This is a genomic window from Flavobacterium sp. PS2, assembly GCF_046250155.1.
GTDB lineage: Bacteria > Bacteroidota > Bacteroidia > Flavobacteriales > Flavobacteriaceae > Flavobacterium.
This window is the reverse complement of record NZ_CP176426.1, coordinates 1,596,706-1,608,171: the sequence shown is the minus strand read 5'-3', so window position 1 is coordinate 1,608,171 and position 11,466 is coordinate 1,596,706. Positions and strand designations below refer to the sequence as shown.

The window sequence follows — 11,466 nt, the reverse complement described above, 5'->3', positions numbered from 1 at the left end:
CTTTAATTAAGGATGGTTAATTATTAATAGATTTTTTTTAGTTTAAACTGATAGTCCAGGTTTCATCCCTAATTCACGTAAATGTTTGAAGTGAGCAATAATTGCACTTCCCATTGTTTTGTATTCGTAATATGGTAAATCGCATTCTTTTGCAGTTTCTTTCACGATTTTTGCAATTTTACCATAATGAATGTGACTTATATTTGGGAAAATATGGTGTTCGATTTGGTGATTTAATCCTCCAGTGTACCAGTTTACAATTGCGCTTTTTGGAGCAAAATTAGTTGTAGTAAATAATTGGTGAATAGCCCACGTATTGTCCATTTCTCCTAATTCGTTTGGAGAAGGGTTTGTAGTTTCTTCAACAACGTGTGCCAACTGAAATACAACACTTAGGATTAATCCGGCTGTGTAGTGCATTACGAAGAATCCGATTAGTACTTTCCACCATGTAATCCCAATTACGATTGGTAAAACAATCCAGATTGAAACATAAATAACTTTTGTTATAATAAGTGTTGTCCAAAGAATCTTTGGGCTTTTTGGCTCACCATAAGATAATTTTCTTTTTAGGTAGTTTCGCATTTGCTTAAAATCGGTTGTAATTGCCCAATTAAATGTCAATAAACCATATAAGAATACAGAATAATAATGCTGAAAACGGTGAAAACTATGCCATTCTGCATGTTTTGTAAAACGAATAATTCTTCCTGCATCCAGATCTTCATCATGTCCAGGAATATTAGTATAAGTATGGTGTAAAACATTATGTTGTACTTGCCAGTTATAAACGTTTCCTGCAAGAACATAAATAGTTCCTCCCATGAATTTGTTAATCCAGTTTTTGGTCGAATAAGAACCATGATTTCCATCGTGCATTACGTTCATTCCAACACCTGCCATCCCGATACCAATTACGATTGATAAAAGTAACATTACCCAAAAAGGCATATTAAGTGTAAGGATTAAAAAATATGGTGTTAAAAAAACAGCAAAAAGAATAACGGCTTTTAAGTGTAACTTCCAGTTTCCGGTTTTCTGAATATTATTCTCTTTGAAGTAATTGTTTACTCGAGAGTTAAGTGTTCTGAAAAACTTCAGATTGTCTTGCTTTGCAAATATAGGAGCAGTCTTATTCATAATTAATTTAAATAGTTTTCAAAGGTAATTATTATAAATTTTCAATTTGCAAAATTGAGTTAAATATTTCAATCGTAAAGTAGTACTTTTGTTAAAAATTTAAAGCAATGGACGAGATATTGAAATATTTTCCTGATTTGACCGATCTTCAAATCGAACAATTTCAAAAATTAGACTTTTTATACCACGATTGGAATGAAAAAATCAATGTAATTTCTAGAAAAGACATTGATTCCTTATATACAAAACATATTTTACATTCGTTAGGGATTGCAAAAATCATGAAATTTGAACCTGGAGCAACAGTTTTAGATGTTGGAACTGGAGGTGGTTTTCCTGGAATTCCTCTAGCGATTCTTTTTCCTGAAACACGATTTTATTTAATTGATGTAATTGCCAAAAAAATAAAAGTGGTTCAAGGTGTTGTTGATGCATTAGAATTAAAGAATGTGAAGGCTGAACAAAAGCGTGCTGAATTGGTTAAAGGAGATTTTGATTTTATTGTAAGTCGTGCCGTAACCAATATGCCGGATTTTGTTTCGTGGGTGAAAGAAAAAATTAAGAAACAACACAAGCATACTCTAAAAAACGGAATCCTATATCTTAAAGGAGGAGATTTAGCAGAGGAACTAAAAGATTTCCCTAAAGCTACGTTGTATGATTTAGCAGAAATATTTGATGATGAATTTTTTGAAACTAAAAAAGTGGTTCATCTTCCTTTGAAGTTTACAGTTTAAAACATATCGAATACAATTTATAAAACCCTGTCTGGATTAGATGGGGTTTTTGCTTTTTAGATTGGTATGGTTTGTTGCTCTATTGGCTGGATGTGAATACAAGAAAGAAGTAAGAATTTACTTCGTCTGTTCGACTTTCAGTCTCGAGTCACGAATTTGCTCAAATTTTAATGAGATTAACGTTGTTTGTGGAATTAATTTCACAAACAAATTAGTGATAATTAGTGAAATTAGTGTTCAAGATTGTTTAAATCGATAGTATCATAACAGAAAGATAATTTTGTTACTAAGTGTATTTTTTTATCTTTGAAATACTTACAAAAACAAAGTAATGATGGATAGAAGGAAGTTTTTTAGAAATGGCTCTTTATTTACAATTGGAGCTGCTGTAATGAATCCTTTTCAGGGTTCTGCAAATATTTTAGATTTAGAATCGGTTAACAAAAATAAAAAAGCTAAAAATATTATTCTTTTAGTTAGTGACGGAATGAGCACAGGAACTCTAAATATGACTGATTTGTTCCTGAACAGAAAAACAGGAAAAGGTTCTAATTGGATTCAGTTATATAAAGACAATCGGGTTTCTAGAGCCTTGATGGATACGGCTTCGGCTAGTTCTATAGTAACCGATTCGTCGGCTGCAAGTTCTTCTTGGGGTGGTGGTTTTAGAGTAAATAATGGGGTGCTTAATGTAAGTCCTCAAGGTGAGCCACATTTACCTATTTGGCAAAAGTTCAAGAAATCGGGTAAGATGGCTGGTTGTGTAACTACTGTTCCTATTACTCATGCAACTCCCGCTGGGTTTTGTGTAAATAGTAAAAGCCGAAATGCTCAGGATGATATTGCCGAACAATATCTAGATCTTGGTTTTGATGTTATGATGGGTGGAGGTTCAAACTATTTTAACTCTGGGGTAAGAAAAGATAAAAAGGATATGTATGCTGCTTTTAAAGCAAAAGGATATCAGGTGGTAAAAACGCGTTCTGAGATGGATGCAGCTTCTAATTCTCAGCCTATTTTAGGTGTGTTTTCAGAAGATGGACTTCCTTATTATGTAGATAGAAACAGTGATGATAATTTAAAACAAACAGTTCCAAGCCTTGGTGAGATGGCTCAGAAAGCTATTGATAGAATGAAAGGTCATAAAAACGGTTTTGTTTTACAAATAGAAAGCGGAAAAGTGGATTGGGCTGCACACGGAAATGATATTGCGGGTTTAATTAATGACCAAATTGAGTTTGACGAAGCAGTAAAAGTTGCCATAGATTTTGCCGAGAAAGACAAAGAAACTTTAGTGATAATTACAACTGACCACGGTAACGCAAATCCTGGGATTATTTATGGTAAATACGCTAATGAGAATTTTGATAGCATCCAGAAATATACCCAGACTAACGAGTGGGTTTTAAATCAGATAAAACCTGATTCTTCGGTTGCACAAGTAAAAGAAATTATCGAAAAAGCTAATGGACATTCGGTTTCGGATGAAGATGCCAAAACGGTTTTGAGTTATTATGATGGTTTGCATAAGGAAGACGGATTGTACAACTACAAGAAATTGCCTTATAAAGCTTTTGCCGAAATGCAAGGAAAAATAAATTCTGTAGGTTGGATTAGTATGGATCACTCTGCCGATTATGTAGAGCTGGCAATGTTCGGTCCCGGAAGTGAACTTTTAAAGCCTTTTGTAAAAAATACCGATTTACATTATTTGATGTTGCAGGCTGCAGAAGTAGAGAATAAATTTTAGTTTACTTCATAAAAAAAATAAACCCCACAAGATTCAGAATCATCTGAAGTTTGTGGGGTTTTACTATTTGATAGTTTTTAAATACATTAGCCAGTTTTCTTTATAACTACTACCTATTGGGATTTCGATTGCGTTTATTTCGACTTCGTTTTTAGAATAAGCTGTTAGTTTTTTTGTCTGAATGATAAAAGAACGATGAACCCGAACAAAATTTGAATCTAATAATTTCTCGAAAGCTGAAATGTTCTGTTTAAGATGATGCGATTTTCCGTTTTCTAAATGTATAGTGATATAATCTTTTAGACTTTCGATGTATAAGATTTCTTCAAAAATTATTTTGATATTTCTATTCCCGCTTGATACGAAAATATGATTTTCGGCAACTGCTTTTTCTTCTTTTTTGGGTGTTTGTAATTGTTTGAATTTTTCTATCGAAACAAAAAAACGATCAAACGTAATTGGTTTTAAAAGGTAATCTATAACATTGAGTTCATATCCTTCGATAGCATATTCGCGATAAGCGGTTGTGAAAATTACCTTAGGAGGATTCTTTAATTTTTTTAAAAAATCATTTCCTTTTAATAAAGGCATTTCGATATCCAGAAATAGTAAATCGACTGTATTTGTTTCTAAAAAAGTATATGCTTTTAATGCATTTTCAAATGAATCGACTAGTTCAAAATTGTCAAAATTACCTAGATGAGATGCAATTAACTCTCTAGCCAATGGTTCATCGTCGACGATAATGCATTTATATTTCATTTGAAAATTTTATATTTAATAGATGCAATTTTAATCTTTTTTGAGGTTTGTTTGCAATCTAATCTTGTTATTTTGTAGTTTCTTTTGCTATACGTTCTAAAACTTCTATCGCATTTTTATTCTCAGGATTTAGTTCTATAGATTTTTTATACATTGTAATAGCTTCGTCCTTTTTATTGATTTTTAGTAAAGCCTCACCATAACTATCATATGTATTTGCACTTTTTGGATTTAAAAGCATATTTAACTTAAAAACTTCGGCTGCCTTTTCATTTTCATTTTTGCGTAATAATTCATATCCCCAATTGTTTAAATCGTCTTCGGAATTATTGTATGCCAATTGCTCTTTTTTATCCTCATTAAAAGCTTGAATTGTGTATTGTAAAGCGCGTTCTTGAATTTCAGTTTGTTGTTTAGAGCCATTTGCATACATTTTGGCAATTGTGGTAATTACCAATGGCGGATTGTCCATCCAAATAGCATGACCACAACCAGAAGCTGTAATGCTGGTAACGTTAGGGTTATTTTCGACATATTTTTTATGACTATTTTTCCATCGTTCGATTTCTTCTGGTGTTTTATAGAAAGGTATTCCGTTAATAAAATCAACTACGGGAATGTTTTGAGGAATAGACAACTTGCTCATTATTTTTACAGTTTCGGCAATAGTTGCCGACATATAATAAATGCCTTTATTGTTTTTTTTCCATTGTGGTATAAGTTTATCCTGTGTAGCAAGAACTTTTTCAATGTAACCATCTTCAAAATAGCTATGGTTAACATCAATTAATACAACCCCTTTAACAAGTTTAGGATGTCTGGTAGCATAGAGGGTTGATAGATAACCTCCGTAAGAATGTGAAACCAATATGATTTCTTTATCGTATCCCAGTTTTTTTAAGCCAATTTCTAAATCTTCAATATTACTTATGATTCCGTGTTTGGAATCATCGGTTTGTAAAGTATCAATTGTACTTGTACCAAAACCAGCTCTGTCATAAGTTATTAAAGTAGCGTTTGTAATCTCGGAAATTGGTTTTAAAATCGAATTCCAAACCGAGCCATCATTCCCACCACCAGCATCAAAAAGAATGGGAGTTCCTTTGCCTTTTACGATCTTAAAATGAATCTTGTGATTGCCAACATTGACTAAAGTATCAATTGTTTTAGATTGGCTATTTGCGGTGATAAAGCAGAAAATAGATAAAAGACTAATTAAGTGATGTTTTTTCATAAAATTTGAAATGATTAGTTTTGATAGTAAATTGATTTTTTGGAATTTATAGATAAAGAGAAAGTTGAACCTTATAAAGGGTTTGCGTTTCTTCCATTTCTAATTGATGTTTTTTTGGATATAATAGATCTAATTGTTTTCGGACATTTTCTAATCCAATTTTTGATTTATCCGAAATTGTTAAAATGCCATTTTGAGGTTTTGTATTCTCAATGCCAAAAATGATTTGTCCTTTTTTGCTCTCTAAATTTAGTTTGATAGTAGCTTTTTTGGTTTCGTTAATTACGCCGTGTTTAAAAGCATTTTCTATAAAAGTCAATATAATAAGAGGTGAAATTTTGTTGCTTTCCTGAATGTCTTTGGTAAACGAAATATCCAATCTGTTTTCGCTATAGCGAAGTTTTTCTAAAGCAATGTAATTCTCAATTAAGGCAATTTCTTTTTCGATAGAAACATAATCTTCATTGCAGCGGTATAATACAAAGTCCAGAATTTCGGATAGTTTCGCAATTACTTCGGGTGCTTTGTCATCTTTTTTAAGGGTCAATGTGTATAAATTATTCAGCGTATTAAAAAGGAAATGGGGATTTAATTGATTCTTCAATACTTTTAATTCCATCGATTTTTTCTCTTCTTCCAGTTTTAAAAGACGTTGTTGTTTGCGATTAAAACTAATAAAACCCAATATGATAATTGGATAAGTGATAAAAGAAAACTCTCTGAATATTAATTTAAATGAAGTTAATCTTTCGGGAACAGACATTTTGTGCCCAAGCCAATCATCAAAGAAACCAGGAAATTTAGGTTCTAGATAATAGTATTTAAAAATCATTAGAAAAGCAAAAACAAGATAAAGCCAGCTTAAAGCTGAAAATATAAAAAGCAAGTATTTTTTTTTGTTCAGAGTTTGAGGAATTATCCAATAAATTAATCCGTAAGCGGCGATTGCCTGAGCAATAACTTTCCAGGTATAAACAAAAGTAAAGTCATAAGAACTAGTATCATTAGACTTGCCAGAGATGTATAATAACAAAAAGGAAATCCAATAGATACAATGAAATAGAATTCTTTTTAGGTCGATGTTTTTTAAAAAACTCATTATAACGGTTTAAGAGGGACAAGATAATAAAATATCGAAGTATGCTTTGTTCGTAGGGTTAAATAAAGACTTTTTGCTCCTAAAAATAGCATTTGGGCATACGAATGCATTATTCTTTTTAAATAGATTATTTGAATGCTAAAGTTGTGTTTTTGATTGCGCATAAAATAGGGAATTGACTCTAAAGCTATATTCGCTTTAAATATATAAATCATGATAAAACTGATTCTTCTATTCGCATTATTTTTAGTAAATGAACTAAAAAGTATTCTGTATTAAACGATCAAAAAATAATTAAACCTAAACAAAATGAAGACAACGATTAAAAGCGTAATTGGTATTCTGATTTTCATGAATACCGTAAATTTATTTTCGCAAGAGAGCAAACAAGAAATTACTTATAGTGAAGTTTCAAAAACAATTAAACCAACTTTGTTTGCCGATTTAGGCGAAACTTGCCAAACTCCCGACGGAATGGCTTTGGACAAAAAAGGGAATCTTTATTTGTCAATCACTAATCCAGTTACGTTTGAAAAGCACGGAAGTAAGATTCTAACATTTGATGAAAATGATAAACCCGTAACTTGGTTTGATAAATTACCCGTACATCCCATAACGAAGAAAGTACATCCTATGGGAATGGAATTTGGCCCTGACGGAAATCTGTATTTAATGGATAATCAGTTTTTTACGGATAACGAAAATTTTTCCAGATTGATAAGAGTTGTAGTCGAAAATGGTAAACCTAAATATGCCGAGGTTTTGGCAGAAGGTTTCAACTTTGGCGAAGCTGTAAGGTGGTATAAAAATCGAGTTTATATAACTGATGCTCTTTTTGAGAATAGACGAGAAAGTGGGATTTATACTTTTTCATTGGAGGAATTAAATAAAGGCAAAATAATTTTGGATAAGAATACGAAACCGAATTATTTAGTAACAACATTTACTCTTAAGCCTGAAGTAACAAAAAGAACTATTGGAATTGACGGTATTGCTTTTGATAAAAAAGGAAATTTATATGCAGGAAATTTTGGAGATGGTGTGATAACAAAACTGGAATTAACAAAAGATGGTAAGCTAAAATCTAAGAAAGTAGTTTTTGACTCGGATAAATTAAAATGTTGTGATGGTTTTTTTTACGATGAGAAAAGGAATTCTATTTTTATTGCCAGTTATGACTATAATAGCGTTCATCAATTGGATTTAAATACGAATACAATTCATTTAATTTGGGAAAATGGTAATGCTGATGGTTCTGACGGACAATTAGATAATCCTTGTGAAACGATAATTTATAAAGGGAAATTATTGGTTGTAAACTACGATACTTTTAAAGGGGAGAAGAATACTGAGATAGATTCTTTTCATACTATTTCTAGTTTTGAATTAGCAAAATAGACTTAATTCATAACAAAAAAGAATCCCCACGAGTTTTAAAAACATTTTAAACTTGTGGGGATTTCTCTAAAAATATATTGAATTAACTAGCCTCTTTTGGGAAACATAAAAAAGGATTTGTTTCGTAGTTTAAACTCGCAACAAAATCTTTAATGGCAGTTTCCGAAGATTTTGCACTGTATTTATAAAAAGGATCAAAGAAAAAATCACGGCTGATTAGTGGTTCTGCCGATGGATTATAAACTTCTTCATCTGTAGCTTTTATATTGGCATACGTATATTGACAAGGAAAGATATGTTTAAGTTCTTTTAAAGTATTTTTAAGCCATTTATTAAATATTTTTTTCTTTGGAGAAATGTGGCGTGCAAGTAATGCTAAACCTACGATTTCACTTTGAAGATAATAAGATCCTTTTCTGCGTAGTACATCTACCATTCTTACATTCATAAGAGCAACCCATAAAGGACCATCTATAGGACCAGTTGCAGGAGCATCCATATTAAGATCAAAAACTAGGGGTTTGGTATACTCAGGATTTGATATAGAGCACCAAAGAGCTTCGATGCGCAGTTTCATTTCTTGAGATGATTCGGTATGGCTTTTATAACGCCAGTATATCCATTCAAGTAATGCAGCCGTTAATCCTAAAGAAGCCTTGTAACTAATACTTTCTAAAGCATTTTCTAGTTTATTATGATTCTCTGCCGGATCAATAAGTTTCTCCATGATTTTTTCATTCCACTTAAAATCAATTACGTGACCAACACTTTTTGCTTCACGGATTATTTCAGGTACTTTCTCTAAACTTTTCATAAGTCATTTTAATTTAATTCCATATTTATGTGCGAACATCCTATTCTTTTCCTATGAGTTTATTTACTAGGTTAAGAAAGTTCAAATTTACGTGTGCGCTTATTTTTTTTATGTCAGGAAAGGTTTTAAAAGTAACATTATAAGGTTTTTGGAAAGGGTATGTTTTTGATAACCAACTGCGTACGAAAACGATTACAAATAATCATTAGGTAAGATGTTTTCATCTTTTATAAAAGTAAAAACCCACAAGATTCAAATAGTTTTGAAACCTGTGGGTTTTAATCGTTTTTAAACTTTAGAGATTATTCTCCTAAAAACGGATATCTGTAATCTTCTGGAGTTACAAATGTTTCTTTTATTGTTCTTGGAGATGCCCAACGCAATAAGTTTAATGCAGAACCTGCTTTATCATTTGTTCCAGATGCTCTTGCACCACCAAATGGTTGCATTCCTACAACAGCTCCTGTTGGTTTATCATTAATATAGAAGTTACCTGCAGCATTTTGTAATTTTGTTGTAGCTACTTCGATAGCATAACGATCTTGACTAAATACAGCACCAGTAAGAGCATATTCAGAAGTAGTATCAACTAATTCTAAAGTCTCTTCCCATTTTGCATCTTCATATACATATATAGTAATAACTGGTCCGAATAATTCGGTTTCCATTGTAGTATATTTTGGATTTGTAGTTACAATAACTGTAGGCTCAATAAAGTACCCAACAGATTTATCGTAGTTTCCACCAACGATTATTTCAGCATCAGCATCTTTTTTAGCTTGATCAATAAAACTAGCTAATTTATCAAAAGATCCTTCGTGAATAACTGCAGTAATAAAGTTACCAAAATCTTCTGGTGAACCCATTTTCATAGATTTCACATCAGTGATTATTTGCTCTTTTACAGCTGGCCATAAACTTTGTGGAATATATGCTCTTGAAGCAGCAGAACATTTTTGTCCTTGAAATTCAAATGCACCACGTACAATTCCTGTAGATACTTGCTTAGCATTAGCACTTGGATGTGCAATGATAAAATCTTTACCACCAGTTTCTCCTACGATTCTTGGGTAAGTTTTGTAGTTGTGAATGTTTGCACCAATTTTAGCCCAAATATCTTTAAATACATGAGTTGAACCTGTAAAGTGTACTCCAGCAAAATCACGACTTGCCAATACAGTATCAGTAATCATTAATGCATCACCAAAAACTACATTGATAACACCGTCTGGAACTCCAGCTTCTTTAAAAACTTCGATGATAATTTGAGTAGAGAATACTTGGCTATCACTTGGTTTCCAGATAACAACATTCCCCATCATTGCGGCACTTGCAGGAAGATTTGCAGCAATAGCAGTAAAGTTAAAAGGAGTAATTGCATATACAAAACCTTCTAAAGGTCTGTACTCAAGACGATTCCATGTTGTAGAATCTGATTTTGGTTGGTCTGCGTAAATTTGAGTCATGAACTCAACATTGTAACGTAAGAAGTCAATCAATTCACAAGAAGCATCAATCTCAGCTTGGTGAATGTTTTTTGATTGTCCAATCATTGTAGCTGCGTTTATTCTGGCTCTGTAAGGACCAGCAATAAGTTCAGCAGCTTTTAAGAAAATAGCAGCACGTTGTTCCCATGCCATATTTGCCCATGCATCTTTTGCTTCAAGCGCATTAGCAATCGCTTTTTCTATATGTTTTTTTTCGGCTAGGTGGTAAGTTCCTACTACATGTTTGTGGTCATGAGGAGCCGTGATGTTTCTTGTGTTCCCAGTTTTAATTTCTTCACTTCCAATGTATAACGGAACATCAATTTTAGAGTTCCACATTGTAGTATAAGCTGCTTGTACTGCTGCTTTTTCTGGTGAGTTTGGCGCATATCCTTTTACGGGTTCGTTTACCGCTTTAGGTACATGAAAAAATCCTTTTAGCATATTGTTTAGAATTAGATAATTAGACAAATTAACAGTTGGATAATTCATTTTATACGAATTATCTAACGCTGTACAAAAGTACGAAGGTTAAACTAATAATTTGATAATTTTAGTATAAGATAACTATAAAAAATTTCTATAGAAAAGAGATTAGTTTAATGCAAATGGGGCACACATTCTAAATGTAGGAACAATAACTTTGAAAATTTTTGTAGTAGTAAAATTAACCATGTTAAAATATCCTTTCATTGCACCGTAAGGAGATGACAATAAACAGCCAGAACTATAGGTATGAAATTCGCCAGGTTTTAAAACTGGTTTTTTTCCAATTACGCCTTCGCCATCTACTATTTCGATATCGTTTAATGAATCAAAAATTTCCCAATGACGAGAAGTAAGTTGTACAGAATCTTTGCTATGATTCTCTATAGTAACCACATAGCTAAAGGCAAAGTGAATCTTGTAGTTCTTGAAGTAGGTACCTTCAAAACTAGTTAAAACGGATATTTTTATGCCTCTTGTTATTTGAGAAACCATACTAAAGTGGTATATATGTGCGTAATAGAAGCAAATTTACAAAAAAAAATGATTCAAAAAAACC

10 protein-coding genes are annotated in these 11,466 nt (G+C 32.1%); 3 read left to right on the top strand and 7 right to left on the bottom strand.

What is annotated here, in order from left to right; all coding sequences use genetic code 11:
* Nucleotides 1–42 precede the first annotated feature (42 nt).
* Nucleotides 43–1,140 carry a fatty acid desaturase family protein gene (locus ACJ6WR_RS06785; protein WP_086893505.1) on the bottom strand — a complete coding sequence of 366 codons (1,098 nt, stop codon included), beginning with the start codon at nucleotides 1,138–1,140 and terminating at the stop codon, nucleotides 43–45.
* A 107-nt stretch (nucleotides 1,141–1,247) separates the two neighbouring features.
* Here ACJ6WR_RS06785 and rsmG point away from each other — a divergent pair, with 107 nt between their 5' ends.
* Both rsmG and ACJ6WR_RS06775 read left to right on the top strand, forming a co-directional pair.
* Nucleotides 1,248–1,877, top strand: coding sequence for a 16S rRNA (guanine(527)-N(7))-methyltransferase RsmG (gene rsmG / locus ACJ6WR_RS06780; protein ID WP_035618001.1), 630 nt, complete (start codon nucleotides 1,248–1,250; stop codon nucleotides 1,875–1,877).
* A gap of 334 nt (nucleotides 1,878–2,211) precedes the next feature.
* A complete protein-coding gene (locus ACJ6WR_RS06775) occupies nucleotides 2,212–3,627 on the top strand; it encodes an alkaline phosphatase (protein WP_409417922.1) in 1,416 nt (471 codons plus the stop codon).
* 63 nt (nucleotides 3,628–3,690) lie between these two features.
* Here the strand turns inward: ACJ6WR_RS06775 and ACJ6WR_RS06770 are convergent, their stop codons facing one another.
* The 3 genes from ACJ6WR_RS06770 to ACJ6WR_RS06760 all read right to left on the bottom strand — a co-directional run bounded on the left by ACJ6WR_RS06770 (nucleotide 3,691) and on the right by ACJ6WR_RS06760 (nucleotide 6,722).
* Nucleotides 3,691–4,389, bottom strand: coding sequence for a LytR/AlgR family response regulator transcription factor (locus ACJ6WR_RS06770; RefSeq protein ID WP_409417411.1), 699 nt, complete (start codon nucleotides 4,387–4,389; stop codon nucleotides 3,691–3,693).
* 67 nt (nucleotides 4,390–4,456) lie between these two features.
* Nucleotides 4,457–5,623, bottom strand: a complete 1,167-nt coding sequence (locus ACJ6WR_RS06765; RefSeq protein ID WP_409417410.1) for an alpha/beta fold hydrolase — start codon at nucleotides 5,621–5,623, stop codon at nucleotides 4,457–4,459.
* Between the two features lie 46 nt (nucleotides 5,624–5,669).
* Nucleotides 5,670–6,722: a sensor histidine kinase gene (locus ACJ6WR_RS06760; protein WP_409417409.1), complete on the bottom strand. Its 1,053-nt coding sequence runs from the start codon at nucleotides 6,720–6,722 to the stop codon at nucleotides 5,670–5,672.
* A gap of 309 nt (nucleotides 6,723–7,031) precedes the next feature.
* Here ACJ6WR_RS06760 and ACJ6WR_RS06755 point away from each other — a divergent pair, with 309 nt between their 5' ends.
* Entirely contained in the window at nucleotides 7,032–8,120 is a 1,089-nt protein-coding gene (locus ACJ6WR_RS06755) for a hypothetical protein (protein WP_409417408.1), read from the top strand.
* Between the two features lie 82 nt (nucleotides 8,121–8,202).
* On the opposite strand, the gene ACJ6WR_RS06750 is transcribed toward ACJ6WR_RS06755, so the two are convergent.
* The 3 genes from ACJ6WR_RS06750 to apaG all read right to left on the bottom strand — a co-directional run bounded on the left by ACJ6WR_RS06750 (nucleotide 8,203) and on the right by apaG (nucleotide 11,402).
* A complete protein-coding gene (locus ACJ6WR_RS06750; RefSeq protein ID WP_409417407.1) occupies nucleotides 8,203–8,934 on the bottom strand; it encodes a hypothetical protein in 732 nt (243 codons plus the stop codon).
* A gap of 302 nt (nucleotides 8,935–9,236) precedes the next feature.
* The gene (gene pruA / locus ACJ6WR_RS06745) at nucleotides 9,237–10,865 is read right to left on the bottom strand and encodes an L-glutamate gamma-semialdehyde dehydrogenase (RefSeq protein WP_039116430.1); all 1,629 of its coding nucleotides are present in this window, start codon (nucleotides 10,863–10,865) and stop codon (nucleotides 9,237–9,239) included.
* 150 nt (nucleotides 10,866–11,015) lie between these two features.
* The gene (apaG, locus tag ACJ6WR_RS06740; protein WP_035618015.1) at nucleotides 11,016–11,402 is read right to left on the bottom strand and encodes a Co2+/Mg2+ efflux protein ApaG; all 387 of its coding nucleotides are present in this window, start codon (nucleotides 11,400–11,402) and stop codon (nucleotides 11,016–11,018) included.
* Nucleotides 11,403–11,466 lie beyond the last annotated feature (64 nt).

Excerpts from the sequence above, each read along its gene's own strand:
- ACJ6WR_RS06785 (WP_086893505.1), bottom strand. The coding sequence starts at position 1,140 with ATGAATAAGACTGCTCCTATATTTGCAAAGCAAGACAATCTGAAGTTT.
- rsmG (WP_035618001.1), top strand. The coding sequence starts at position 1,248 with ATGGACGAGATATTGAAATATTTTCCTGATTTGACCGATCTTCAAATC.
- ACJ6WR_RS06775 (WP_409417922.1), top strand. The coding sequence starts at position 2,212 with ATGGATAGAAGGAAGTTTTTTAGAAATGGCTCTTTATTTACAATTGGA.
- ACJ6WR_RS06770 (WP_409417411.1), bottom strand. The coding sequence starts at position 4,389 with ATGAAATATAAATGCATTATCGTCGACGATGAACCATTGGCTAGAGAG.
- ACJ6WR_RS06765 (WP_409417410.1), bottom strand. The coding sequence starts at position 5,623 with ATGAAAAAACATCACTTAATTAGTCTTTTATCTATTTTCTGCTTTATC.
- ACJ6WR_RS06760 (WP_409417409.1), bottom strand. The coding sequence starts at position 6,722 with ATGAGTTTTTTAAAAAACATCGACCTAAAAAGAATTCTATTTCATTGT.
- ACJ6WR_RS06755 (WP_409417408.1), top strand. The coding sequence starts at position 7,032 with ATGAAGACAACGATTAAAAGCGTAATTGGTATTCTGATTTTCATGAAT.
- ACJ6WR_RS06750 (WP_409417407.1), bottom strand. The coding sequence starts at position 8,934 with ATGAAAAGTTTAGAGAAAGTACCTGAAATAATCCGTGAAGCAAAAAGT.
- pruA (WP_039116430.1), bottom strand. The coding sequence starts at position 10,865 with ATGCTAAAAGGATTTTTTCATGTACCTAAAGCGGTAAACGAACCCGTA.
- apaG (WP_035618015.1), bottom strand. The coding sequence starts at position 11,402 with ATGGTTTCTCAAATAACAAGAGGCATAAAAATATCCGTTTTAACTAGT.